The 25917-nt window shown below is 59.3% G+C and carries 24 protein-coding genes; 17 read left to right on the top strand and 7 right to left on the bottom strand.

The window, feature by feature from the left end; genetic code table 11:
* The first annotated feature begins 179 nt into the window (after positions 1–179).
* Positions 180–1058, top strand: a complete 879-nt coding sequence (locus ACTJJN_RS06905) for a universal stress protein (RefSeq protein ID WP_012052277.1) — start codon at positions 180–182, stop codon at positions 1056–1058.
* A 1-nt stretch (position 1059) separates the two neighbouring features.
* On the opposite strand, the gene ACTJJN_RS06900 is transcribed toward ACTJJN_RS06905, so the two are convergent.
* A complete protein-coding gene (locus ACTJJN_RS06900; protein ID WP_012052276.1) occupies positions 1060–1632 on the bottom strand; it encodes a bifunctional pyr operon transcriptional regulator/uracil phosphoribosyltransferase PyrR in 573 nt (190 codons plus the stop codon).
* A 315-nt stretch (positions 1633–1947) separates the two neighbouring features.
* Here ACTJJN_RS06900 and ACTJJN_RS06895 point away from each other — a divergent pair, with 315 nt between their 5' ends.
* The 5 genes from ACTJJN_RS06895 (at position 1948) to ACTJJN_RS06875 (ending at position 8689) form a co-directional block, all read left to right on the top strand.
* A complete protein-coding gene (locus ACTJJN_RS06895; RefSeq protein ID WP_221100353.1) occupies positions 1948–3141 on the top strand; it encodes a cation:proton antiporter in 1194 nt (397 codons plus the stop codon).
* A gap of 429 nt (positions 3142–3570) precedes the next feature.
* Entirely contained in the window at positions 3571–4008 is a 438-nt protein-coding gene (locus ACTJJN_RS06890; RefSeq protein WP_017148341.1) for a YeeE/YedE family protein, read from the top strand.
* A gap of 1 nt (position 4009) precedes the next feature.
* Positions 4010–4438, top strand: coding sequence for a DUF6691 family protein (locus ACTJJN_RS06885; protein WP_012052273.1), 429 nt, complete (start codon positions 4010–4012; stop codon positions 4436–4438).
* Between the two features lie 1953 nt (positions 4439–6391).
* Entirely contained in the window at positions 6392–7732 is a 1341-nt protein-coding gene (gene potE, locus ACTJJN_RS06880) for a putrescine-ornithine antiporter (RefSeq protein WP_004374854.1), read from the top strand.
* A gap of 48 nt (positions 7733–7780) precedes the next feature.
* The gene (locus ACTJJN_RS06875; protein WP_012052272.1) at positions 7781–8689 is read left to right on the top strand and encodes an amino acid ABC transporter substrate-binding protein; all 909 of its coding nucleotides are present in this window, start codon (positions 7781–7783) and stop codon (positions 8687–8689) included.
* Positions 8690–8914: 225 nt separating this feature from the next.
* Here ACTJJN_RS06875 and ACTJJN_RS06870 read toward each other — a convergent pair whose 3' ends face one another.
* The 3 genes from ACTJJN_RS06870 to ACTJJN_RS06860 all read right to left on the bottom strand — a co-directional run bounded on the left by ACTJJN_RS06870 (position 8915) and on the right by ACTJJN_RS06860 (position 11256).
* Positions 8915–9277, bottom strand: coding sequence for a histone-like nucleoid-structuring protein, MvaT/MvaU family (locus tag ACTJJN_RS06870; RefSeq protein WP_014756834.1), 363 nt, complete (start codon positions 9275–9277; stop codon positions 8915–8917).
* A 258-nt stretch (positions 9278–9535) separates the two neighbouring features.
* Complete coding sequence (arfB, locus tag ACTJJN_RS06865; RefSeq protein WP_012052270.1) at positions 9536–9949, bottom strand: alternative ribosome rescue aminoacyl-tRNA hydrolase ArfB; 414 nt, start codon at positions 9947–9949, stop codon at positions 9536–9538.
* A 323-nt stretch (positions 9950–10272) separates the two neighbouring features.
* Positions 10273–11256 (bottom strand): TerC family protein, encoded by a 984-nt coding sequence (locus tag ACTJJN_RS06860; RefSeq protein ID WP_012052269.1) that lies wholly within the window; start codon positions 11254–11256, stop codon positions 10273–10275.
* Positions 11257–12077: 821 nt separating this feature from the next.
* On the opposite strand from ACTJJN_RS06860, the gene ACTJJN_RS06855 reads away from it, so the two are divergent.
* Complete coding sequence (locus tag ACTJJN_RS06855; RefSeq protein ID WP_012052267.1) at positions 12078–12458, top strand: hypothetical protein; 381 nt, start codon at positions 12078–12080, stop codon at positions 12456–12458.
* A gap of 42 nt (positions 12459–12500) precedes the next feature.
* Here the strand turns inward: ACTJJN_RS06855 and ACTJJN_RS06850 are convergent, their stop codons facing one another.
* Positions 12501–13019: a hypothetical protein gene (locus tag ACTJJN_RS06850; RefSeq protein WP_012052266.1), complete on the bottom strand. Its 519-nt coding sequence runs from the start codon at positions 13017–13019 to the stop codon at positions 12501–12503.
* 148 nt (positions 13020–13167) lie between these two features.
* Between ACTJJN_RS06850 and ACTJJN_RS06845 the strand changes: the two genes are divergently transcribed.
* The 4 genes from ACTJJN_RS06845 (at position 13168) to ACTJJN_RS06830 (ending at position 18774) form a co-directional block, all read left to right on the top strand.
* The gene (locus ACTJJN_RS06845; protein WP_012052265.1) at positions 13168–14955 is read left to right on the top strand and encodes a thiamine pyrophosphate-requiring protein; all 1788 of its coding nucleotides are present in this window, start codon (positions 13168–13170) and stop codon (positions 14953–14955) included.
* A 98-nt stretch (positions 14956–15053) separates the two neighbouring features.
* The gene (locus ACTJJN_RS06840) at positions 15054–15581 is read left to right on the top strand and encodes a (2Fe-2S)-binding protein (RefSeq protein WP_012052264.1); all 528 of its coding nucleotides are present in this window, start codon (positions 15054–15056) and stop codon (positions 15579–15581) included.
* A complete protein-coding gene (locus ACTJJN_RS06835; RefSeq protein WP_440781143.1) occupies positions 15578–16579 on the top strand; it encodes an FAD binding domain-containing protein in 1002 nt (333 codons plus the stop codon). Before ACTJJN_RS06840 ends, ACTJJN_RS06835 begins: the two co-directional genes overlap by 4 nt.
* Positions 16576–18774, top strand: coding sequence for a xanthine dehydrogenase family protein molybdopterin-binding subunit (locus ACTJJN_RS06830; protein ID WP_440781142.1), 2199 nt, complete (start codon positions 16576–16578; stop codon positions 18772–18774). Before ACTJJN_RS06835 ends, ACTJJN_RS06830 begins: the two co-directional genes overlap by 4 nt.
* Before the next feature lie 467 nt (positions 18775–19241).
* On the opposite strand, the gene ACTJJN_RS06825 is transcribed toward ACTJJN_RS06830, so the two are convergent.
* On the bottom strand, positions 19242–19400 hold the full coding sequence (locus ACTJJN_RS06825; protein ID WP_012052261.1) for a hypothetical protein: 159 nt from the start codon (positions 19398–19400) through the stop codon (positions 19242–19244).
* Positions 19401–19607: 207 nt separating this feature from the next.
* On the opposite strand from ACTJJN_RS06825, the gene ACTJJN_RS06820 reads away from it, so the two are divergent.
* From ACTJJN_RS06820 to ACTJJN_RS06800, 5 genes are all read left to right on the top strand, one after another.
* Positions 19608–20111: a CinA family protein gene (locus ACTJJN_RS06820; protein ID WP_012052260.1), complete on the top strand. Its 504-nt coding sequence runs from the start codon at positions 19608–19610 to the stop codon at positions 20109–20111.
* Positions 20112–20430: 319 nt separating this feature from the next.
* Positions 20431–20676, top strand: coding sequence for a hypothetical protein (locus tag ACTJJN_RS06815; RefSeq protein WP_041168594.1), 246 nt, complete (start codon positions 20431–20433; stop codon positions 20674–20676).
* 77 nt (positions 20677–20753) lie between these two features.
* Positions 20754–21956 (top strand): zinc-dependent alcohol dehydrogenase, encoded by a 1203-nt coding sequence (locus ACTJJN_RS06810; protein ID WP_440781141.1) that lies wholly within the window; start codon positions 20754–20756, stop codon positions 21954–21956.
* Positions 21957–21974: 18 nt separating this feature from the next.
* Entirely contained in the window at positions 21975–22208 is a 234-nt protein-coding gene (locus ACTJJN_RS06805) for a PLD nuclease N-terminal domain-containing protein (protein WP_221100306.1), read from the top strand.
* 35 nt (positions 22209–22243) lie between these two features.
* Positions 22244–23572 carry an SDR family oxidoreductase gene (locus ACTJJN_RS06800; RefSeq protein WP_324736977.1) on the top strand — a complete coding sequence of 443 codons (1329 nt, stop codon included), beginning with the start codon at positions 22244–22246 and terminating at the stop codon, positions 23570–23572.
* Positions 23573–23691: 119 nt separating this feature from the next.
* Here ACTJJN_RS06800 and ACTJJN_RS06795 read toward each other — a convergent pair whose 3' ends face one another.
* Entirely contained in the window at positions 23692–25155 is a 1464-nt protein-coding gene (locus ACTJJN_RS06795; RefSeq protein ID WP_440781140.1) for an efflux transporter outer membrane subunit, read from the bottom strand.
* 81 nt (positions 25156–25236) lie between these two features.
* Here ACTJJN_RS06795 and ACTJJN_RS06790 point away from each other — a divergent pair, with 81 nt between their 5' ends.
* Positions 25237–25851, top strand: coding sequence for a TetR/AcrR family transcriptional regulator (locus ACTJJN_RS06790; RefSeq protein WP_012052254.1), 615 nt, complete (start codon positions 25237–25239; stop codon positions 25849–25851).
* Positions 25852–25917: the final 66 nt, after the last annotated feature.

The raw sequence follows: 25917 nt of genomic DNA, 5'->3' as shown, positions 1-25917 counted from the left end.
GCGACCAGGGCGCTGGTGGCGACGATGTCCAGCCGGGCCTGGCAAGGGGCGGGCAGGCGAAAGGGCTTGATGCTGTCGGCGACCAGGATGCGTTCGAATATCCCGTTTTGGAACAGCGCCCCGCGCTGCTGAAGCTGCGGCGGCGTAGGCTATCCTGCAGCCGCACCGGGAGGTGCCCGATGAGCCCGTATCGCCGGATTTTGCTGATCATGACCAAGGCTCAAGCCAATGCCGCGCTGGACCGGGCCATGGCCCTGGCTGCGGCGTCTGGTGCTTCCCTGCACGTGCTGGGTATTCATGAACCCGGCGAACTGCGCCTGCGCCACGAGTTGCCGACACCCCCGCTGCCTTGCGTTTCATTCGTGCACTTCAGCACAGCGCTCAAGGCGCTGCTCGATGAACAGCCGGCAAGGGGGGCACGCCCAGGTTTCGAGGCCGTGGAAACCTCCGATCCCCGAGACCTGGTGCCGGCCTGCATTGCCCGCTATGCGCCTGACCTGGTGATCAAGGACTGCTCGGGCTGTTCCCTGATCGATCAGCGGGCCCGGACTTCACTTGACCAGGTACTGTTGCATGGGAGCGAGGTGCCGTTGATGTTCGTACCGGCGAATGCCCCAGCCATGCCAGCTAGCGTGCTGGTCGCGGTGGATGTATCCCACGCCTCGCCGCTCAATGACGCACTGGTGATGGCCGGTCAGCAACTGGCAACACAATGCCAGGGCCCGCTGAACCTGCTTTCGGCTTACGACCTGCCAATCGCCATGCTGGCAAATCCTGACCTCGCCGGCCCTTGGGCGGATGAGGTGCGGGAATCGCTGCAGTTGCCGTTCGATGCGTTGGCCGATGCCCACGGCATCGCCCACAACCATCGATTCTTCAGCGAAGGTGCGCCGTTGCGTGTCATCAAGTCTCATATCGCAGCGCTGGGAGCCGATGTGGTGGTGGTCGGCGCCGTGCAGGCCAGGCGTTGGGCCAAGCTGATCGGCGATACCACCGAGCGGCTTGTCAGCCATGCGCCGTGCAGCATCCTGACGATCAGGCCTGCACCTGGCAGTTGAATCAGGCGGTATCGCCTGTTCGGCCATGGCGCACCACCTCCACGCAGAATTGACCTTCGTAGGGGGGCACATGGCATTCGACGATATCCTGCGCCGCGACCTGCAGATGAATGCCGACGATATCGGCATGCACCGGTTGGTGGCAGACGTGGCGGTCGACGAGCACCGCGCTGATGATGTGGCGCGCACCCAGTTCGGCGAGGTAGGCGCAGGTGCGTAGCAGAGAGTGCCCTTCGTAGAGCACGTCATCGACCACCAGCAAGGTGGTTGCGGCAAGGTCGAGCTTGGCGAGTTCAGGGTTTTCGGTGAGTTGAGTATGGGCATGCAGGAGGCTCAGGTCGTCTGCATAACGCTTGACCTTGATCGGGTAGAGCGGCAAGGGCGCAGCACCGGTGAGTGCCTGCAGGTGCAGTTGCAAGCGCTGCGCCAGCGGCTCACCACGCCGCTGAATGCCTACCAGTGCCACTTCGGACGCAGGCAGACAGGCCATGGCCTGGCGGGCCATCGAACGCAGCACGCTGTCCAGATCGTCTTCGTCATACAGGCGGACCCTCGATGGAGCGGGGCGATTCATGGTGTTTCTCCTTTATTGGATATCACTGGGCGGGAGCCTACCCGGGCACCTTGAGGTGGGCTTGATAAAAGCCAAGTGATAGCCAGCCGAGTCCGGGCCAGGAACCTGAGTTTCAGTGCATCGCGGATTACTGCATCTACCAGACGGGCGCAGGCACCCATATCCTGCTGATGACACTGATGGGCCATGGCCGGCACGCGAGATCTTTATTACCCGCATAGTTGACCTAAGATAACTTCTGCCGCCTTTCAGATCGTCGCGTTGCGCGGGCAGTGATAGCGTTGCTACATACGCTTTTGATCCCGAGGCGTGGCCATGTATCAGAACCTGGCTGTTCTGGCCGCCTTGCTGGTGCTGTACGCCAGCCTGGCCGGTGCGCTTGAGTCCAAACCTGTCAATGGGCCGCTGTTGTTTCTGCTGGCAGGCCTGGTGGCAGGCCCCTCTGGGCTCGGGTTGTTGAACCTTTCGCTGGACCGCAACGATCTTCGCTTGCTGGCCGAGCTTACCCTCTCAATCGTCCTGTTCAATGATGCCGCCAAAGCCAACCTGGCCCAATTGCGGCAATCCCGTAGCCTGCCCTTGCGCTTGCTGACCCTGGGCCTGCCGCTGACACTGATTGCGGGCTGGCTTGCCGCCTGGCTGATGTTCCCACGGATGCCCTGGCTGGAGATGGCGCTGTTGTCGACCATACTGGCCCCGACCGACGCCGCCCTCGGCAAGGCCGTCGTGAGCAACCCCGACGTTCCGGCCGATGTGCGCGAGAGCCTAAATGTCGAAAGCGGCTTGAATGACGGCATTTGCGTGCCGGTACTACTCTTGCTGTTGGCATTGTTGACGGAGGCTCACTCGACGATGCCTTTTGCCTTGGCGGGCTACTTCTTCCTGGAGGAGTTGGGTATCGGAGTTCTCACGGGGGCGGCGCTTGCGCTGTTGGTAGGCGGGTTGTTACGTCTGTCGCAACGCCATTGCCTGCAGATCGAGGCCTGGCAGCAACTGGTGATGCCCGCGCTGGCATTACTGAGCTTCGCCAGCGCTCAGGCACTGGGGGGCAGCGGTTTTATCGCCGCGTTCTGCGCAGGGCTGCTGACAGGTTACCTGTTCAAACGGGAAACCCAGCCGTTGATCGTCACCGGCGAGTCGTGCGGTGAAGCGCTGTCGCTGCTGACCTGGGTGGTGTTTGGCGCCTATGTGGCGCCCAAGGCTTCGCAGATCATGGCGCCCTCCGTCTGGTTCTACGCACTTTCGAGCCTGTCGCTGGTGCGAATGCTGCCTGTCTGGCTCAGCCTGGCGGGGAGCACACTCAGCGCCGAGAGCCGCTTGTTCATTGGCTGGTTCGGCCCTCGTGGGCTCGCGTCCATCGTGTTCGCGATACTGATACTGGATGCGCCGTTGCAAGAGGCTGGCACGATCATCGCGTGCACCATCGCTTGCGTTCTGCTCAGCGTGGTATTGCACGGCATGAGTGCACTGCCGGGGGCGCGGCGGCTGGGGCGCAGCGCACGAGAATGAGGGTGTGACAGGGGACCGACCGGTTTCATCAAGGCATGTACGCGCAGAAGCGCAGAAGTCATCCAGCAAAGAAAATGGGCTTGGTGGCTGGCAGGGGCGGTCATACTGATCTTGTTTACCACATTGGCCAATCTTGGCGGCTCCTACATTATCGGCTGGCTGGGAGCCATCAGTGTATGGGGCGTGATTGAACCCGTTGCCGGTCTGAGCCTGATCGGTTGGTACTGGGTCAGCCCCACGCGCTTTCAAGAGGCCTGGAACCCAATGCATATACCCGTCGCACAGGCTGTTACCAGCAGCATCCCTCTGACGCTATCGGTGGCTGGCCATGGGCCCGAAGGGCCGTCGCGATGGGGTGGATTCCAGCGGTGCAGGCTCAGCGTTAAGATGGAACCGGTTCATTTCTGCAGTTGGATAGGGAGCACTGAAATGGTGGTTGATATGGCTGCCTTCACACCGTGGTCGGCTCTGGCAGGCGGAGCACTAATAGGCCTGGCCGCCGGGCTGTTCGTGGTGGCGAACGGGCGCATTGCCGGTATCAGCGGTTTGCTCGGCTCGCTATTGCAGCGCACGGGAGAAGGGCGTGGCGAGAAACTGTCGTTTCTGCTGGGCATCATCGCGGCGCCACTTTTGTGGCGAGCGTTCTCGGCGATGCCCACGGTACATTTCAGTACGGCCCCCTGGTTGCTCATGGTCGCAGGGCTTCTGGTGGGCGTGGGTACCCGCTATGGCAGTGGCTGTACCAGTGGCCATGGTGTGTGTGGCCTTTCTCGCCTGTCCCCTCGCTCGGCGGTGGCCACGTTGTGCTTCATGGCAGCCGGCTTTGCCACCGTCTTCGTGGTTCGCCACCTTTACCCAGGAGCATGAAATGACCCGGATCAGCGCATTCATCGCGGGGTTGCTGTTCGGCATGGGGTTGTTGCTATCGGGCATGGCAAACCCCACCAAGGTACTGGGGTTTCTCGACCTCGCGGGGCAGTGGGACCCGTCACTGGCACTCGTCATGGCGGGCGCCATCGGTGTTGCACTGCTGCCGATGGCGTGGGCGCGTCGGCACGCTGTGTCCTTGCTCGGCGGCGCGATGCAGTTGCCTGCCCGACGCGACATTGACCGACGGCTAGTGGGTGGCAGCCTGATCTTCGGCATTGGCTGGGGGCTAGCCGGGGTGTGCCCAGGGCCGGCCCTGGTGCTGCTGGCCGGGGGGTTTTGGCAAGGCTGGCTGTTTGTGGCAGCGATGCTGGCCGGCATGGCGCTGTTCAATGGGCTGGAAGTGCTTAGTAAACGCCGCCAGGCGTAAAGCAACCTGCGGCCGTGCCGCGTAGACAACAGCGGGTGGGTTTCATTGGGTGAGGGCAGAGGAGACAACCCCGTTGCCCTTACCGGCGACATGGAACCACCAGTTACCATTGCCATCTCGACGAAAGTCGCCCATTGAAGGCGGGTGAGGGCGGGGCCAGTTGCATAGTCGTCTGTAACCCTCGGCCGCGCTCAGGGGGCGGGGAAGGAGGCCAGGTAGGCTCGCACCCTCGGCTGTTTTTCGGTCAGCTGCTGGAAATTCAGCATCAGGAAGCACCGGAACTTTCGAAGACAGGGTGGTCACGATGAAATGGGACAACCTGAATAAAGAACGGCGCTGAGGAATACACAATATCCCGGCCTGAGAGTTATCGGATATTGAGGGAAGCGTGAAGGGCACTTTCCAGACAGGCTATGCGTATAACTCAACTAAATATTCATTTAGTCGAGTTGGGTCGCGCGCTTACATAAAAGAAGGGTAGTTTGGTATTTATTGCTCGACAATGCAACCGACTGGCTTTATCTCAGGTTCTCTGGGTTGTCGGGCTGCGGGCGCACGCTGATATCGGACAGCTTCGTGGCAAACTGAAGCGCTCAGGTAGCCTGGAGTTGGGCTTTGAGGATACAGAATGGCTGGCGTGCACCCGCGCGCCAGGCAAATTAAACGGGTGTACTGACTGAGACAGAGCTGTACAGGGCGATTATTTCGACCGATTTTATCGTTTATTGAGTGAGTAAACCGCTCTAGGTTGAGAGGTTGCCAAGGTTAGGCGACAGCATCTATTGGGATTGATCTGGGCATTAGGCTACTGAAAGGTCGTGGCGTCTGTGCAAATCAGAGCCAAATGCGATTGGACAAACCCGGTTCTACAAATATCTCATGCTTTATTGCGTGTTCGGAACCGTACAGGATTGACAGCGCAACCGCAGTCACTCGAGGCCATCGCGCTTAAAGTTTCTTCTGATTTCACAGGTTCGACCTCTGGTCAGAAAAAGGAGTTCGCGCCGATGCTTGTGTTTTCATCGATGAGTAAGCATACGCGGCCTTCGCAAGTCTTCAGAAATAGCAAAGGCGCTGGCACGGTTGCTTAACGCAGTTTACGTGGCTGCAGTAACACATAGACGTAAATCGACACCTTAATGACGAGGCTCGTCGCGCCAGGAAGCGCCTTGTATCCATGGCATCGGGGGACAGAAGCGTTGAATGGGTCTGCGGCTGTGAGAGCGATCCGAGCAGCAAGATGGATTGGAAGGAGGCAAAAAATCGGCCTAGGTCGATTTACTTTCGAGATTAGGGTAAGAGGCTTCCGTGTACCGTCACAGCTGGAAAGGCGCCTGAGCTGTCATGTACCTGGCTTTAAATCTGCCCACCCAGCGGTACCGGTGACTAATACGCAGTTATGCATAATGCATATTATGTTAAATCGAATGTTATGTCAGATCGATGCGCGGCCCGTGTCTGTTTCCGCTAACCTACACATCGGAGTTTTTGTTCATACTGGTACTGTTCTCTCTTGCCGAAACAGGCGTGGCGCCGCAAGCCCCTGTGATCACCGTACCCGCTAACTGATGTGACAGTCATTATCCATAACCCGCCAAGGTCATATCAAAGGCGCTGCCGGTTGGACGAAGTGAAATAGGCAAGGATCATTGATCTTTATCAATTGTTAACGGTTAATCGAGTTCACGCTGATAACGACGCAACGCCGCACCGCCACGGCGTACCCGCCGTAAGCAATCCATCGTCGATTACCAGTTGGCGATAGCACTGTTCGATGGCCCTTTCCCGGGCTTTGAACCTGCCAACCTGCTGTCAAGATCAAGCGAGACTGCCAGGTGCGCCCACCCTGCAGAGTTTACGTAGTCAAGCATTGAACATTAGCCCCCTATTCGGCCACGCGTTGCACGTTGCCGGACCAAGGTTCAAAACATTGAACGCGGCAAGGAGTTTGCGATGGCTGATTCAAGCAAAAAAATGAGCCTGGTCGGGCTCACGACGCTGGTGACAGTCAACATGATGGGTTCGGGGATCATCATGTTGCCTACCAACATGGCTCAACTGGGTGCCGTCTCGCTGTTGTCGTGGCTTTTCACGGCAATCGGCTCGATGGCCATCGCTTATTGTTTTGCCCAGTGCGGCGTCTTCTGCTCACGCTCTGGCGGGTTGTCCGCCTACACCGAAGAGGCTCACGCGAAGTCGGGTTTTTTCCTCTGCTCGTACCTGTACTTCCTGTCTCTGGCCATCGCCAACGTAGCCGTGGCCATCTCTGCGGTGGGCTACATGACCGCTTTCTTGCCCTGGCTGGGTAGTGGTGCCATCCCGTTGTGCATAGGCACCATCGGGCTAATCTGGCTGACCACCTTCGCCAACTTCGGCGGCCCCGGCATCACCGGCAAGATCGGTGCTTTCACGGTCTGGGGCGTGATCATTCCGGTAGCGGGCCTTTGCATCATCGGCTGGTTCTGGTTCAAGCCCGATGTACTGGTCGCCGCCTGGAACCCTAACGATCTGCCGATTTCCGAGTCCATCGCCAAAGCCATTCCTCTGACCCTGTGGGCGTTCCTGGGCATGGAGTCGGCGGCCCAAGCCACCGATGCCGTGGAAAACCCCAAGCGCAACGTGCCACTGGCCTGCCTGTTCGGCACCTTGGGGGCTGCCGGTGTCTACATACTGTCGACCACCGTCATCCAGGGCATCATTCCCAATGCCGATCTGGCCAAGTCCACGGCGCCCTTCGCGCTGGTCTACGCCACGATGTTCAATCCGTTGGTAGGCCATATCGTCATGGCCCTGGCGGTCATGGCGTGTGTCGGCTCGCTGCTGGGGTGGCAATTTACCTTGGCACAAACTGCCAAGATGACCGCCGACCAGAACCTGTTCCTCAAGTTCTTCAGCAAGGTCAATGCCATGAACGCCCCTGTCGTCGGCATGATCGTCTGTGGCGTGCTGCAAACCTTGATGGCCCTGTCGACCATTTCACCGGATGCCGCCGCCCAGTTCAGCAAGCTGGTCAACCTGGCGGCGGTGACTAACCTCATCCCATATTTAACCGCGCTGACTGGTCTGCTGGTCATCATGTACAAGGCCGGTGTCTCAACGACGATCTACGCGCGCAACCTGGTAGTGCTGCTGGTTGCGGTGACGTACTCCTTGTATGCCCTGTATGCCTGCGGCAAGGATGCGGTCATGGGCGGCACCCTGGTACTGGCCTTCGGTTATCTGCTCTACGGTTTCCTCGCCAAGCGTTTCACCGACACGCTGCCAGCCGAACAGGCCGGGGCCGGCAATCCTTAGGCGCGGCAGCCAGGACTGCACAGACATCTGCATACGGGGAAACCGGACATGAACGTACCATTCATCAAAACCACCCGTTTTTTGCTCGCTCTGGCGTTTTTGGCGCTGCCTTTGATGGCCAGTGCCTCCACACTTGAACGCGTGCGCAGCAGCCACAGCTTCACCATGGGCTACCTGCCAGACCTGGCTCCCTTCAGCACGCAGGAAGGCGACAAAGCCAGCGGCTATGCCATCGAGCAATGCCTTAAAGTTGCAGACAAGCTCAAGCGCGAACTTGGCCTGCCGGACCTGCAAGTGCGCTACCAGCCGGTTACGGTTTACGACCAGGTCAGTGCGGTGAGCCAGGGGAAAGTCGATATTCTCTGCACGCCGACTCCGCCCACTCTGGAACGGCGCAAGACGATCAGTTACGCCATACCGATCTACACCGCCGGTCTCTCTGTCGTGGTGCGCAAGGATGCCCCCGAATCGCTGCTTAATGTACTCAATGGCAAAGTCGCCAATAGCGGACCGACCTGGCGAGCAAGCATCAACAGTGGTCTGGCCAACCACACATACGCCACCATTGAGGGCGGTATAACCGAAGACTGGATTCGCGAAAGGATGCGCCTGCTTGGTGTAATCGCTTCACTGGTTACAGTGGCCAACAACGATGAGGGCATCAAGCTGGTCGCCGACGGCAAGGCGGACGCGTTCTTTGCCGAGCGTATGTTGCTGAAAAACCAAATAGCCAAGGAAGGGGCTCCCAAAAACCTGATGCTCATGGACCGCATATTCGAGTACTCGCCGGTGGCGATGATGGTGGAGCGCAATGACGAAGACTTCCGCCTGCTGGTCGATACGGCCTTGAGCGAAGCCTATCGTTCGGGCTCCATTGAAAAGGACTACGACAAATACTTGGGAGGGACCAACGATATCGTGAAAAAATTGTTCAGGGTGTATGCGTTGCCCGAGTGACATCCATCGCTACAGGCCGTCTGCGAGCAGCCTTCCAGGCACTGCATGAAAAGCCGTCTCAAGGCTTTTCATACAGACGCTAACCTTGGCCGCAGGTCAGTAGCAGATACGCCATTTCCTGAGCGCGGCAAGTGTCGAGGAAACCATGGGGGATTCAGCCTGCTCATCCACAGGCAAAAGAAACGGCCTTTGAGGTCGTTTCTTTTTTTGCGTCTTTGATCGAACTTAGGAAACCCAAGACTCGACCACATCAGATCCATATTGAGCCTTCCACTCCTTCAGCAGTTTGTGGTTGCCACCTTTGGTCTCGATGATCTCGCCGTTGTGCGGGTTCTTGTACTGCTTAACCTGACGAGCGCGACGAGGTGCTTTCTCTGCGGCAGCAGGTGCGGCACGGCGACTGGCCTGTGGATCCAGAAGGTTGATGATGTCACGAAGGCTATAGCCATATTTGCCCAGCAGATCGCGGAGTTTGGTCTCAAACTCGATTTCTTTCTGAAGCTCACGGCTGCCTTTCATGGCCTCCAGTTCGGCCAACTGGGCGGCCAATTTTTGCTCAAGTTGTCTAAATTCTGCCAGACGCGACATGGGGATACTCCGAAGTTGGACAGGTGACCTTTAGTGCATCCTAACGCAGTTTAAATTCAAACCGAAATGAAAATCAGGGCCACCTGCCCCACTTGCCTGCTGCAGAGCAAGCGCCACACCGCCAATTTCTCATTTAGAGATGCCTGAATTTGAAACCCTCCAGCCTGACCTTGGCGAGTAGAAAGTTATCTACGCTGACACGCGCCAGCGCTGCATGGTCCACTCAGCCGACATTACGACTACCGCAACTGACAGAGCCTAGAACTCCACCCTCCCCCGACCCGCCTTGACAGCGCTGCGCCTGGCTTTTCCTTCGAGGCGGCGGGTCTTGGAGCCCAGGGTCGGCTTGGTGGGGCGACGTTTCTTATCGGTCTTGCCAGCGGTGATGATCAACTCGGCAAGACGCGCCAAAGCGTCCGCACGGTTCTGCTCCTGTGTGCGGTACTGCTGGCCCTTGATGATCAATACGCCGGCGCCGGTGATTCGACTGTCATGCAGCGCCAGCAGCCGCGCCTTGTAAAACTCGGGCAACGATGAAGACGGGATGTCGAAGCGCAGGTGCACGGCGCTGGACACCTTGTTGACGTTCTGCCCGCCCGCGCCTTGCGCGCGGATGTAGGTGAGTTCGATTTCGGCATCCGACAGATGCACGTTGTTGGAGATGGTCAACATGATAGGGCCCTTTTCATTCCCCATTATCACAGACTGCGCCGCTGTCCCATAGGACAACACATAATGCTCTGTTCGTTCAGGGTCATCGTGAGCGCCACAACGCAGAAAGCTGCACCTGAGCGCTAGGCCAGCGCGTACAAACTGAACCTGCGGGGACAACTGACCGAGTGTGAAGGCCCAAGAGGCGGTCGTTACTGGATTGCCTCGACCACTGACATCACCCTCTCGGACGAGTCCCCATGGCGTTCGTAATCGGACGCGCAGGCCACGATGCCATGCTTGCGGAGCGTGTCCTTGCCCAGCCGTTCAGCGAACGTAATTATTCAATGAGCGTTAGCGGACGCTCGGGTTTTCCAAAGCGAAAGCAACACGCCGCCAATCAGAAGGCCGATGGTAACGCTCAACGATATTTCGGCGGGTACTTTACCCACCACGTCATGAAGGAAGATTTTAGCGCCGATAAAGACAAGCACCAGAGCCAGCGCGTACTTAAGGTAAACAAAGCGACTGATCATCGCAGCCAATGCAAAATAGAGCGCTCGCAAGCCGAGAATAGCAAAGATGTTCGACGTATAAACGATGAACGGGTCCTGTGTGATTGCAAATATTGCAGGCACGCTGTCAACAGCAAACACTAAATCTGCACATTCAATCAGGACAAGTGCAAGGAATAGTGGCGTCACCCATAGCGTTCTTTTTCCTGATATGTCAGGCAAGCGAACCACAAAGCGTTGACCGTGCAATTCTTTGGTAATGCGTAGGTGTGTGCGCAGGTATCTGACGAAACGGTTGTTTTCCAAGTCAGGCGCATGATCGACGCGAGCGAATAGCATCTTTACCCCGGTGAAGACCAGGAACGCGCCGAAGCAGTAAAGTATCCAACTAAACTGGGCGATGAGCGCAGCCCCGAGGCCGATCATGATAGCCCTCAAGACGATGACCCCCATGATCCCCCAAAACAATACTCGGTGCTGGAACTCCCGAGGAATGGCCAGAAAACTGAAGATCAGCGCAATAACGAAAACGTTATCCATTGACAGGGATTTTTCAATCAAGAAACCTGTCACATAGTCCATGCTGGCGTCGCTGCCTTTCTGGAAATACACCCAGACCGCGAACAGAAGGCCCATACTGATGTAGCCCGCAGACAGCAACAAGCTCTCTTTGACTCCAATTTCCCGATTGCCGCGATGGAGCACACCTAAGTCAAGCGCCAACAGTGTTAGCACAACAGCGAAAAAGGAAAGCCAAAGCCAGAGGTCAGTACCAAGAACGTCTTGATTGAGATACGCATTAAGGGCAGACATGAGCCCCTCCTGTATAGTCGTAGTTCAACAACTATGACTCCGACATGGCGGTATAACCGTCAGAGGGGCCCGGCGTCACGAAGAAAGAATTTATCGGGCGCGAGTAGGCTGCAAGTAGAAAACATTTACAAATCATGTCCATGACAAGCTAAAACGCATGTAGTGGAAAACTCATTTCGGACACCTGATAGCACCCGGCTCAATGATGCCCCGCACGTTATCAGCGCTTCATTGGAGCAAAGCGGCATTTGCTCGCGATCAAGCGCCACTTCACGGTCAACCCGATGCAGCGCCTTCCGTCGCTCAGCGGGCACCCGCTACGCACGCCAGTGCCGAACATTGGGTGAACAATCCAAAAAGGCATTTCACCATGACACCAGCAAAACCTTTTACGTTACTGCTTGCACTCTGCCTGGGCTGCGCTTCACCACTTGCTTCGGCCGCCACAGACCTGAACCATCAGCGCGCCCCTGGCATGCAATCGAACGACAGTGGACAAATGAACGACCAAGGCGGAGCGACTGGCTCGGGAGCACCCGCCGATGGAATGGGTACGGGTGATGGCGGCACTGACGACAATGGGACGAACAATACCGGAGGTGACGGTACCGACAGCGATTCGGGAACCGGCAGTCATGGCGCTGGTAGTAACGGCACAGACGCGGGGGTTGGTGGCAGTGGCTCAAACGGAAGTGGATCACGCGCAGGTTCCGGCACTTAGCTGATAGGGCCGATCGCCAGGGATCACCTGTCCATCACCCGGAGCGTCAGTTCTACCCTGGTTTTCAACCGTTCATGCAACCCATGCAGGAGTAAATACCATGCCACGCGGGGACAAAGACAAGTACACGGACAAGCAAAAACGCAAGGCCGAGCACATCGAGCAATCTTACGAGGACAAGGGCGTGGGCAAGGATGTAGCCGAAGCACGCGCCTGGGCCACCGTCAACAAGCAATCCGGAGGCGGTGAAAAACACGCAGGCTCGGGAAGCAGGACACCGTCGCACGCGAAGAAGACCGCACGCTCGGATTCGGCCAAGCGCGCCGCTGAATCTCGCCAGGGGCATTCGCGGACGTCGCACGCGTCGCTGGAATCGCAAAGCAAGGAAAGCCTTATGAAAGAGGCACGCAGCAAAGACATCAAGGGGCGCTCGACCATGACCAAGGCACAGCTGATTGAAGCCCTGCAGAAACACGGGTGACTGCAGAGAATCGTCATAGCGCAAGGCCCGCGAGCCGCGCACTCATCGCCAATGCGTCATTAACGCGCCCCTGATGCCGCTGACCGGGTCTTGCTCGGGGAGCGGAACCTTGGCGATGCGCGCCAACGCGCGATTGTGCGCGGCACTGTCGGGCCGCTGAATGTCATAGTCCTCCTGCCCATGAGGATAGGCGCCAACCACCAGGAAGTCATCGCTGCATTCGATGCGGCGATGACCAGTGCCTGCCGGCAGTACCAGCACGTCCCCACGTTTCACGCTCACGCTCTGCCCGCACTCTCCGCCCAGCGTCAACCGGGCCCACCCGCAAGCAATGCCCAGTGCCTCATGGGCGTTAGGGTGAAAATGGTGATAATCGAAGATCCCCTCGCGCCAGAGCGGGGTCCATTCGTGCGCTGCAAACAGGACCTCGAAGGCACTGGCCCCCGAGGGAACAAGCGGCAGCCGGTAGAACAGTACGGGAAAACGGCTATTGGGCGTCGCGCCGTCGTCTTCGAAATACAAGGCCTGCAGGCTGACATCCGCTGTATCCATGAGCGTCATAGTGCGCACCCTGATCATGTCATCGGTTCACTTTCGAACCCGTCGCCTGTCGTCGGGTTCCAACTGGCAGATCGGTGCACATACCGTTGAAACTTTCGCCGCACGTGCCAAGTCCAGACGCCTATCAACAACTGAACGGGAGCAGGTAATGACCGGCACGGTAGGCGACTTTTTGGTGGAGCGTCTGTATCAATGGGGAGTGCGGCGCATCTTCGGTTACCCCGGCGATGGCATCAATGGGATGTTTGGCGCGCTGGGTCGGGCCAATGGCAAGATTGAGTTCATCCAGGCCCGCCATGAGGAAATGGCCGCTTTCATGGCCAGCGCCCATGCCAAGTTCACCGGCGAGCTTGGCGTTTGCATCGCCACCTCTGGCCCAGGCGCCTCGCACCTGCTTACCGGCCTGTACGATGCACGCATGGACCATCAGCCGGTGCTGGCCATCGTCGGCCAACAGGCCCGTGCCGCACTGGGTGGGCACTACCAGCAGGAGCTGGACCTGCTGTCGATGTTCAAAGATGTAGCCGGCGCGTTCGTCCAGCAGGCCTCTACACCGGAGCAGGTGCGCCACCTGCTAGATCGCGCTGTTCGTACGGCCATCGGCGAACGCCGCGTCACTGCCGTCATCCTGCCGAACGACCTGCAGGACCTCCCCTACAACGAGCCACCGAGGGCTCACGGTACCGTGCATTCGGGCATCGGCTACAGCAAGCCCAGGGTGTTGCCGTTCGACGAAGACCTGCAGCGCGCCGCCGATATACTCAACACCGGGCACAAGGTGGCGATACTGGTGGGTGCCGGTGCGCTGCAGGCGACAGAGCAGGTAATTGCGATCGCCGAAAAGCTCGGCGCAGGGGTGGCCAAAGCATTGCTGGGCAAGGCTGTGCTGCCGGACGATCTCCCTTGGGTCACCGGGTCTATCGGCCTGCTCGGTACCGAACCCAGTTATCAGCTGATGACCCAATGCGACACATTGCTGATGATCGGCTCCGGCTTCCCCTATTCCGAGTTTTTGCCCAAGGAAGGCCAGGCGCGTGGTGTGCAGATCGACCTGCAACCAGACATGCTCAGCTTGCGCTACCCGATGGAGGTCAACCTGGTCGGCGACGCCAGCGAGACACTGCGTGCCCTGTTGCCCTTGCTCGAGCACAAGACCGAACGGCGCTGGCGCGAAAAGGTCGAGACCTGGCGCGCGCAGTGGGACAAGACCGTGACCAAACGCGCACTGGTCAAGGCTGACCCGATCAATCCGCAACGCGTGGTCCATGAGCTGTCCCCTCGCCTGCCCGACCGCGCCATCATCACCAGCGATTCCGGCTCCTGTGCCAACTGGTTTGCCCGCGACCTGCAGATTCGCCAGGGTATGCAGTGCTCGCTGTCCGGTGGCCTGGCCTGCATGGGCGCAGCCGTGCCCTATGCGATTGCGGCCAAGTTCGCCCACCCGCAGAGCGCCGTGCTTGCCCTGGTGGGCGATGGGGCGATGCAGATGAACAACCTGGCCGAACTGATCACCGTGGCCAAGTACTGGCAACAGTGGGAGAACCCGCAATGGATCTGTGCAGTGTTCAATAATGAAGACCTCAACCAGGTGACCTGGGAGCAACGGGTCATGGAGGGCGACCCCAAGTTCGACGCTTCGCAGTCGATTCCTGACGTGCCCTATCATTTGTTCGCCATTTCCATTGGCCTGCAAGGTATCTATGTCGATCGCGAAGAGGACGTTGCCGCCGGGTGGGAGCGCGCGCTAGCTGCTGATCGGCCGGTACTGATCGAGTTCAAGACCGACCCGAACGTGCCGCCCCTGCCACCCCACATCAACCTGGGCCAAGCGAAGAAGTTTGCCAGTACCTTGCTCAAGGGTGATCCCGACCAGGCGGGCATTATCGTGCAGACAGCCAAGCAGGTGCTCGGCTCGGTGCTGCCGGGCAAGAAATGATCGGCACATCGGCGAGCCGGCTGAACGTTTACTCAGCCGGCCCGGTCGCACAACAGAGACGCAGCCGACTGCGCAAACCCTGACCGTGAGGACCTACCATGAGCGCGATCTCTCCCAATGGGGTTGAAGAACACCCCATCGGCCTGACCCTGAATGGTCAGCGACTGACACTGCAGGTGAATCCCTGGACCACACTCCTCGACCTTCTGCGCGAGCAGTTGGACCTGGTCGGCACCAAGAAGGGTTGCGACCATGGCCAGTGCGGGGCCTGCACGGTGCTGCGCGATGGCAAGCGCATCAATGCCTGCCTGACCTTGGCCATCATGTGCGACGGGGCCGAACTGGTGACCATCGAAGGGCTGGTCAGCGGCGACGTTCTGCACCCCATGCAGCGTGCATTCATCACCCACGATGCTTTCCAGTGCGGTTACTGCACCCCGGGGCAGATCTGCTCCGCAGTCGGGCTTGCCCGCGAAGGGCGCGCCTACACCCGCGAGGCCATTCGCGAACAGATGAGCGGCAATCTTTGCAGGTGCGGTGCATACGGCAACATCGTCGCGGCGGTGGAAGAAGCCCTCCCGATGATGACGGATCTGGCCCAGCCACCACGAGGGCCGAATCCATGACGCCTTTCAGCTACCACAAGCCCGCATCCATCAGCGAAGCCGTGAGCCTTGCTGACGCTAGCTCGCACTTCATTGCCGGAGGCACCAACCTCGTCGACCTGATGAAAGAAAACGTGGTTCGCCCCCAGCGCCTGATCGACATTTCCGGGCTTGGGCTGAACCGCATCCAACCCACGCCAAACGGAGGCTTGCTGATCGGCGCATTGGTGAGCAACGCCGACCTGGCCTGGCACCCGATGATCGAGCAGCACTATCCATTGCTGTCGGACGCGATCCTGGCAGGGGCATCACCGCAATTGAGGAACATGGCCAGCACCGGTGGCAACTTGCTGCAACGTACTCGTTGCTACTACTTCTACGACACCGGCACCCCCTGCAACAAACGTGAGCCCGGCAGCGGATGCCCGGCGCGTACTGGCTTGAACCGTATCCACGCGATTCTCGGTGCCAGTGATGCCTGTGTCGCGACCCACCCCTCGGATATGTGCGTGGCATTGGCAGCGCTCGAAGCCGTGGTGCATGTGCAGGGGCCGCGCGCAGAGCGCCAAATACCTTTTGCGGCGTTTCATCGCCTCCCCGAGGACACCCCGGAGCGAGACAATCAGCTGGCAGTCGATGAACTGGTGGTCGCCATCGAGCTGCCGCCTCCGGTGTTCGAACAACATTACCGTTATCTGAAAATTCGCGACCGCGCCTCCTACGCGTTCGCGCTGGTGTCGGTCGCCGCAGCCTTGAGCTTCGATGGCCAGGTGATCCGGCAAGCTCGCCTGGCGCTGGGCGGCGTTGCCCACAAACCGTGGCGAGACCCGGTTGTGGAGCGCATGCTGGCCGGCCAGGCGCCTTGCGAAGCGCTTTTCACCCGGGCCGCAAAAACGTTGCTGCAAGGTGCAAAACCTCTGAGCCACAACGGTTTCAAGGTCACGCTCGCCCAGCGCGCCATTGTGCGGGCATTGGATGACGCGGCGCGCGGCGCCGGTAACGGGGGGACACGACCATGATCAAACCCACACCGGTATCCGGCACGTCCCTGGACCGCGTAGACGGCGTGGCGAAGGTCACCGGGCAGGCGCGTTACGCGGGCGAATACCCCGAAGTGGACCTGCTCCATGGCAGCGTCGTGTCCAGTACCATCGCCCGAGGTCGGGTACTCAACATCGACAGTGCGCAGGCGATGCGCGTGCCCGGGGTGGTCGCCGTGCTCGACCATGACCAACGTCCGCATATTTCCAGTTATGACGACGACTACAGCGACGCCGATTCCGCGAATGGGGCGCCGTTTCGGCCCTTGTTCAATGATCGAGTGCTCTACAACGGGCAACCGCTGGCGCTGGTGGTCGCCCAGACCCTCGAGCTGGCGCGGTATGCAGGTTCGCTGATCAGGATCGAGTACGCCGAGGAGCCCCACCAGACAGACCTGGGCGCATGCCAGCAGTCGCATGCGGCACCCGCCGAAACACCGGCGCCGCGTGGCGACTTTACCGCGCAGTTTTCCAGGGCCCCGGTGCAGGTGGATGCCACCTACCTGACTGCCAACGAGTACCACAACCCCATGGAGCCGCATGCATCGACCGTGCTCTACAAGGCCGACGGCACACTGGAAATCCACGACAAGACCCAAGGCACGCAGAACTGCCAGGACTACCTGCACAAGGTGTTCGGCCTGCCCAAGGCAAGCATCCGCGTGCGCGCGGCGTTCGTCGGCGGTGCCTTCGGCTCGGGCTTGCGTCCGCAGTACCAGTTGCCGCTGGCAGTGATGGCGGCATTGCACCTGCAGCGCTCGGTGCGCGTCACGCTGACTCGCCAGCAAATGTTCACCTTTGGCTACCGGCCGCGCACCGAGCAACGCCTGCGCTTGGGCGCGGACGTAAACGGGCAGTTGCTAGCGATCGCCCACGATGCACTTGGCCAAACCTCCCGCTTCGAGGACTTCACCGAGCACGTGGTGGAATGGAGTGGCATGCTCTACCAGTGCGACAACGTTGCCCTCAGCTATCGCCTGGCCTCGCTCGACGTGTACACCCCGCTGGACATGCGTGCGCCTGGTGCCGCGTCGGGGATGATTGCCCTGGAGTGCGCCATGGATGAACTCGCCTGTGCAGCGCAGATAGACCCGCTTGAACTGCGCCGGCGCAATTTCACCGCCAACAATGCCAACGAGGGCAAACCCTACTCCAGCAAGGAACTGCTGGCGTGCTACCGGCAAGGTGCCGAACGTTTTGGCTGGCAAAACCGTAATCCGCAACCGCGCAGCATGCGCCATGGCAATCAACTGATCGGCTGGGGGATGGCCGGCGGCGTCTGGGAAGCCATGCAGATGAAGGCCAGCGCCAAAGCACGCTTCGATGCCCAAGGCCACCTCACCGTCTGCAGTGCCACCACCGATATCGGGACCGGCACCTATACCGTCATGACGCAGATCGCAGCCGACGCGGCTGGCGCCAGGGTGCAGGATGTCACCTTCGTGCTGGGAGACTCTTCACTGCCCACCGCACCCCTTCAGGGCGGATCGTTTACGGTGTCGTCGGTCGGTTCGGCCGTGCGCCAGGCCTGCCAGGTACTGCGCACCAAAGTGCTGGAACATGCGCGCAGGATGTACCCCCAAGTGGCCAGCACGGCCCGGGAGCAGATCATTTTCGCCGATGGCTACCTGCACGCGGGCAGCCATCGCCTGGCCTTGGCGGACATCATCGCCAGCGCCCCCGAAGGTGAGTTCGAGGTGCAAATCGACGCCGAGCCCGGCGCTAGGCGCCAGCCGTTCTCCACCGCCACGCATTCGGCGGTATTCGTGGAAGTCCACGTCGACGAGGGCCTTGGCACAATCAAGGTAGTACGGGTAGTCAGCGCCGTGGCAGCGGGACGGGTTATCAACCCGAAAACCGCACGCAGCCAGATCTTGGGAGGCGTGGTATGGGGGGTGGGTATGGCCCTGCACGAAGCCGCGTTGACCGATCATCGGTTGGGCCGCATCGTCAACCACAACCTGGCGGAGTACCACATCCCGGTCAATGCAGACAGCGGGGATATCGAGGTGATCTTCGTTGAAGAGCACGACGATATCGTCAACGAGCTGGGGTCCAAGGGTGTGGGCGAAATCGGCGTCGTTGGAGTGGCAGCCGCCGTGGCCAATGCGGTCTACCATGCCACGGGCAAGCGTGTGAGGGAGTTTCCGATCACGCTCGACAAGGTGCTGTGATCCGGCGGGGCCAAGGCCCCGCTCGCTGCCTGCGTCGAGACGGGCTCTTTAGGCTGATCGCATACCGACTGCTTTTCGCCAACTCCAGGTCCTTGGCGGGCAGGCCCAGGGTTGAACGGGCGGTTCTGGTTCAGGCCCAGCCAGACCAGGCCCACGCGGTCGACCATCTAACAAGGGCTCAGGCGCTCCTGGTGGCCTGTATATGATCCTGGGTGCTGCCAGGTTGAGCGGTCGAGCTTTGATTGGTGTTGTCCATCGTTATGCCCTCGAGCCTGATGGGTCAGCGAATGCCTTATTGGTTGGGCATTCATTCGGGAGACGCAGGGGTGAAGGCGGAGGTTCAGCCCTTATGACCTATGACATTCACTCGGACTACCAAAGGAAACAGCGCGATAAACGTTCAACGTTTAAACCGGTGCAACGGCTTTAAACGTAACGGTAATCCGCACCAGGCAGCCTTCAGAGATTCACCGCTGGCGACGATCCTGATCACGTGCCGCTTTTTGCGCGGTGGAATCATGCGATGTTCCCGTGGATCCATCCGGGCGATGCGCATCGTTGTCCCGTTCTTCCTCGCCGTGGGATTTCTGTGAACCTGACTTTTTTGAAAGGACTTCTTTGGTCATGATGTTCTCCTACTCTTCGCTGTGATCAGGAGAGCTCGGCCCAGTGCGCCAACACGTTAGCGCTGCTGCCCCTCTACATGAAGGAGGGCTGGGAACTGAACAAAGTTCAGACAGGTTTCAGGGAAGGGACAGGCGGACAAGACATGCGCTGAACGAAAAGTCCCAGGATTGCGTCCACCGCTAAAGATCACGCGAGTGGATACCCTTATGGCGACCGAACCTGTATTAGCTGCGCTCGGCTACCTCAAAGAGAACCGGTTGATCCTTTCCACCGCCGAATCATGTACCGCAGGTTGCATGGTCGCCTTGTTGGCGGCGGTGCCCGGCACCGGAGAAGTACTGGAAAGTGGCTATGTCGTCTATTCGCCCTGTGCGAAAAAACGCTTGCTGGGGGTCAGCGCCGAGACAATCGAGCGATACGGTCTCACCAGCGAAGCCGTGGCCTGGGAGATGGCTTTGGGCGCGTTGAGAGACAGCAGTGCGAACGTGGTGATTGCAACGACAGGTGTTGCAGGGCCCAACCCTGAATCCGGGGTGCCCCCGGGGACGATGTGCTTTGCCTGGGCCTTCGCCGGCGAGCCTGTAGCCGTATTTACACGTACCCAACGTTTCTTTGGGGAGAGGTCGGATGTGATGCGGCAGGGCGCGCTATTCGGGCTGACGCGCCTGGCCCATTACCACCAACGCTGGCTTCGCGGCGAACGCGCCTGAGGGCAAGTGAAAAGCGGACGACGAGCTGATTTCCAGACGTTATCCCATCCGGGAAGACATGCCCATGCAAAAGCGAGTTTGGCGCTTCGAGCGTGTAGGTTGGTATGTGCGGGTGATCATTGTCCTGCTGGCTCTGGCCGGGCTGTCGGTAATGACCCGTTGAGCGACGCCCAATCGATAAGCCAGGATAGTCGACTAAAGACAGCGCGCAGCCTGGACGCTCCATAATTCCGGCGGCCGCGAGTCTCGGCCAAGCGTTCTGAACCAGGTTATGTGCTCGCCAGTCCTACTTCCAAACGCAATCAGTTGGGTACGCGTGATGAATGACTGGATCGACTTTCTCGAATGGCCTGCCATGGTCCTGACCGTGCTCGCTGCCTGGTGCATCGGCTCAGGGCGCCCAGGCCGGCGCAAACTGGGCTTCTGCTGCTTCATTGCCAGCAATGTGCTGTGGGCAATCTGGGGATGGCAGGCGCAGGCCTGGGCACTGATCATCCTGCAGGTTTTCCTGTGCGCCATGAACCTGCGGGGCTGGAAGAAAAACGCCGCGATGCAACCGGGCTGATCGCTTGAACTTTTCCCTCCCTCTTGGCTTCCCCTGCATACCCATCACGGAAATACACGGCTGCAGGAGCAAATTCCATGAGAGCATTGACCTACCACGGCGCAAACGATGTCAGGGTCGATACCGTCCCGGACCCCATCATTCAAGATCCGGACGATATCATCCTTCGGGTAACCGCAACCGCCATTTGCGGCTCGGATCTACACCTTTATCGGGGCAAGATCCCGCAGACCGAGGCGGGTGATATTTTTGGCCATGAGTTCATGGGGGTCGTCGAGGATACCGGCAGGGCCGTTACCAACCTGCAGATCGGCGACCGCGTGGTGGTTCCTTTCGTCATTGCTTGCGGCAGTTGCTTTTTCTGCCAACACGACCTGTTCGCCGCCTGCGAAACTACCAACACCGGTCGCGGGTCACTCATCAACAAAAAAGGCATCCCGCCCGGAGCCGCACTCTTCGGATATAGCCATCTGTATGGAGGCATCCCCGGAGGACAAGCTGACTACGTTCGAGTGCCGAAAGCCAATGTTGGCCCGTTCAAGGTGCCAACCGCGCTGGCTGATGACAAGGTGCTGTTTCTCTCCGATATCCTGCCAACCGCCTGGCAGGCAGTCCTCAACGCCGAGATCGGCCAGGGCTCTTCATTAGCCATTTATGGCGCGGGGCCGGTGGGTCTGCTGACTGCCGCCTGCGCGCGAATGCTCGGTGCCCAGACCATCTTCATGGTCGATGACAACGACTACCGTCTGACCTATGCCCAGGACGCTTACGGTGTCACCGCGATCAACTTCGAGCAGGATGACGACCCTGCCTACAGCATCATCCGCCAGACACCAGGCATGCGCGGTGTCGACGCGGTCATCGATGCCGTTGGCTTCGAGGCCAAGGGCAGCACCGCCGAAACAGTCATGACGGCATTGAAGATCGAAGGCAGCAGTGGCAAGGCCTTGCGCCAGAGCATTTCAGCTGTGCGCCGCGGAGGCATTGTCAGTGTCCCCGGCGTGTATGCCGGCTTCATCCACGCCTTCATGTTCGGCGACGCATTCGACAAAGGCCTCACGTTCAAGATGGGCCAGACACATGTGCAGAAATACCTGCCAGAGCTGCTTGAGCACATCGAGGCCGGTCGTCTGCAACCCGAGCGCATCGTCACCCACCGCCTCGCCCTGGAGGAAGCGACCATGGGCTACAGGATGTTCGACCAGAAACAGGACAACTGCCGCAAGGTCATTCTGGTTCCCGGCGCGGCATCCGGCACCTTGGGCCCCGAATACGTGTAAGCCACAGGAGAGAAGCCTATGAACGACCTTGCCATGTATTTCTGGATTGCAGTGGCGGCCATTCTGTTGCTCATCGACTTATGGGCCATCGTGAGTGTGTTCAGAAGCGACCAGTCCGACGCCTGCAAAGTGCTATGGACCTTGGTGATCGTCGTGCTTCCGATCGTGGGCCTGGCCATCTGGGGCGTTGCCGGGCCGCGCGGTATCAAGCGCGGAACCGGGCCGACATCCGACGAACACAGCAAAGGTTGAACGTTTTGCAACGCACATCGAAAGGGGTCATTACCATGATCGATCAAGCGACAGGCATGAAACCAGGCGAACGTTACCGCGTGGAGAACGTCGAGCGCGCCCATCAATTCCCCGGCTTTTTTCTGGACGGTAGATATTACCTTGGCCCCGAACTGCTGACGGCTGTCGGCTGGCTTGAAGGCACGAAGTTCATTTATGACAGCCTGGATGCGGAGGGTGAGCCGGTATTCCCCGATCGGGTGGCCGGCACCATCGAGGGGCTGAAATTGGTGCTGGTCGACGGCACCGCCCTGGAGCTCTCGAGGATAGAAGCCCGTGCTTTCCTCGAATCTGCGACTGACGCGTTCGAGCAAGATTCACCGCCGGCCGAGCCTTCATGCTCAGCACAGGTAAAAGGCCCGTTGCGCGGCAAGGTCGTGGTCATCACCGGCGCTTCAAGTGGCATAGGGAGGGCCACCGCGCATGCGTTTGCCTGCAAAGGTGCTCGCCTGGTCCTGGCCGCACGGGATGAAGAAGCGTTGTTCGAGGTGCTGGACGAGTGCACCGATTGTGGGACGGACGCCGTGGCAATCACCACCGACGTTACCAGCAGCGATCAAATGCAAGCGCTGGCCGCACGGGCTGCCGAATTTGGCCATGGCCGGATCGATATCTGGGTCAACAACGCCGGCGTTGGTGTGGTCGGCAGCTTCGAGAAAACGCCGCTGGAAGCCCATGAACAGGTCATTCAAACCGACCTGGTCGGTTACCTGCGCGGCGCTCATGTGGCCCTGCCCTACTTCAAGGCGCAGCGCAGCGGCATCCTGATCAACACGCTGTCACTGGGCAGCTGGGTTGCCCAGCCCTATGCAGCGGCCTACTCGGCAAGCAAATTCGGCCTGCGTGGCCTGACCGATGCGCTGCGGGGAGAGTTGACGGAATTTGCCGATATCCATGTCTGCGATATCTATCCAGCGGTCATGGACACGCCAGGGTTCAGGGATGGCGGTAACTACACCGGCCATGCCCTCACCCCGCCTGGGCCGATCTACGATCCAGAACGGGTGGCAAAGGCCATGGTCGCATGCGCCATTTCCCCTCGTGCACACACCACGGTCGGCACCGCCGCCCGCCTTGCCCACCTGGCCAGCTTCCTCGTTCCAGGTCTACCGCAGGTTTCGGGATGGCTGACACGCTGGGGCATACACCGCAGTCCCCGTGCAACCATTTCCTCGGGCAATCTGTTCGAACCGCCGAGTGGCCGACGCCGCGTGGACGGTGGCTGGCGAAGCCGCAAAAACAACACACCGTTGTGGGTGGGTGCAGCTGTCCTGGGCATTATTGCCGGGCTAGTCATTACTCGCACGCAACGCAGGCGCCGCTGATGAGCGCGAGCACAAGTCATGCACGAGGGCGACCTCTACAGACTGACCCGACCGGTCCATTATCTGCGTGGGGGGCGCACCTGAGGGATACGTCTACGGCGCTAACCAACGGAGCGACATCAAGTTTTTCTTTCTCGTATCGCTGCCATTGAAGAGGGGGACCACCCTCCTCCCAATGCGCGATACGTAGCGATTGCAGCACGGGCCGCCTCTGTTTGCGCGACCGCTCGTGAATCTGAAGCCCTAAGCAGTTGTTGATCAGCGTTCAGGACGTTCAATAGACTTGCAGCGCCTTTCTGGTAGGCCGCAAATGACGATTGTCGCGCTTGCGCAAGGGATGCCTCCCCCTCGCCCAGGGACTGTGCCTGCTGCTGGCGGTTGACCAGTGCAGATAATGCGGTCTCGACGTCTTGCGAAGCTCCCAGCACGGCCTGTCGATAATAGGCCAAAGCTTCAGCCTCACGCCCTTTCGCCTGCTGGATTTCTGCATTGATCCGGCCAAAATCAAAAAGTCTCCATCGCAAGCCAAGAAACGCAGCCGCCTGGCTTGCCCCACCGGTGAAAAACTGACCGCCTGAGGTCGAAGCAGCGCCAACGAGTGCTCCCAGCGAAAACGTTGGATAATACTCACTGATTGCACTGCCAATAAGCGCGTTTGCAGACATGACTCTTCGCTCGGCAGCGATCAGATCAGGCCTGCGGCGCAGCAATTGGGCCGGCTCGCCGATGTCAGATAACTGAGGGGCCTTTGGAATGTGCGAGGGTGCTGCCATTTGAGTTCGATGGGTGCCTGGACTGCTGCCAAGCACAACGTCCAAGGCATTGAGTGCAGCATCAAGGTTTGCTCGCAAGCCCGGGATTGTTGCGTCAACTTGCGAGAGCTCGCCTTCGGTTTGGCGAACCTCATAGTCTGCCGCCAGCCCCTTTTGATTGAGCAGTTTGACTTTGCCCAAAAGCTCCCTCTGTGTTCTTGCCTGAGCTTGAGCAATGGCGAGACGAGCCTGAAGACCTCGAACGGTGATATAGATGTCGGCAGTCTGGGCCGCAATGGCAAGACGCGTCGCGACCGCACCGGCCTCGTACGCTTGGTACTGCGCCATAGCTGCCTCACGATTGCGTCGCAGCCCTCCAAACAGATCGATTTCCCAGCTTGCATCGAGATTCAGCTCGTAACTGCTCCCGTAGCGGTCGTAGCCCGGTGTTGAATTCAAGACCTGACCTAACGGTGTCTCGATCGATTGACGTGAACGAGCTGCTTGGCCATTCACGCTCGCCGAAGGCACGAGTGCTGCAGTAGCGGAACCGAGGGTGGCCCGAGCTTGCACAACGCGGGCCTGGGCTTGGGCAAGCTCAAGATTTTGCCCTATCGCTTCAGTCACGAGTGTGCTCAGCAGCGGATCTCCAAACCCATCCCACCAATTATCGAGTTTGTCGGCCCTCGCGCCTGGCGTGGCAGCCAGCCCGGCACTACTGATGTAATGATGGGCCAGCGGTGCGTTTGGCTGTTTATAATCCGGGCCAACCATGCACCCTGCAGAGAGGCTGGAACTCAGCAGCAGAGCAATAGTTCGGTAGGGAAGCATGATGATTCTCGTAGACCAAGAGCGGCAGTGACCATATCATGATTTGGTCACAGCCTGTCAACCCGTTCCAGGACGCTTCCAATGACTAAACCTTCTCCACCCTCGCCGGCGCGAGGGCCTGCTGACCACGATGTGAGGGATCAGATCATCCAGGCTGCGATGGAGCACTTCGCCCACTATGGGTATGACAAAACCACTGTCTCGGATCTGGCAAAATCAATCGGCTTCTCAAAGGCCTACATCTACAAATTTTTTGAATCCAAGCAAGCGATCGGCGAGGTGATCTGCTCCAGTCGGCTGGCGCTCATCATGCAACGCGTCGAGGCGGCCACTGGCAATGCCCCCAGTGCCTCGGAGAAGCTAAGGCGTCTATTCCGTAATATCGCAGAGGCTGGGGCTGATCTTTTCTTCCAGGAGCGAAAACTCTACGACATAGCCGCAGTGGCATCGCGTGACCAGTGGTCGTCGGTCAAATCCCATGAAGCCAATATCAGCAGGTTAATTCAAGAGATCCTGATACAGGGCCGCAGCGCGGGAGAATTCGAACGCAAGACACCAGTGGATGAGGCGACGCTGGCCATCTTTCTGATCATGAGGCCCTACGTAAATGCCGCGCTCCTTCAGCATAACCTGGACACGCTTGAGGATGCGGTCATCCAACTGCCGGCCTTGATACTCAGAAGCCTCGCCCCCTAGCAGATTGTGACCATTGACAATATTGGTCACCAGTAGAAAAATGGGATTCCTACATCGCCTTTTGAG

This window comes from Pseudomonas sp. 22515 (genome assembly GCF_052044625.1).
Classification (GTDB): Bacteria; Pseudomonadota; Gammaproteobacteria; order Pseudomonadales; family Pseudomonadaceae; genus Aquipseudomonas; species Aquipseudomonas alloputida.
Note: the sequence above shows the minus strand (reverse complement) of the source record. Positions and strands in the feature narration are given on the sequence as shown.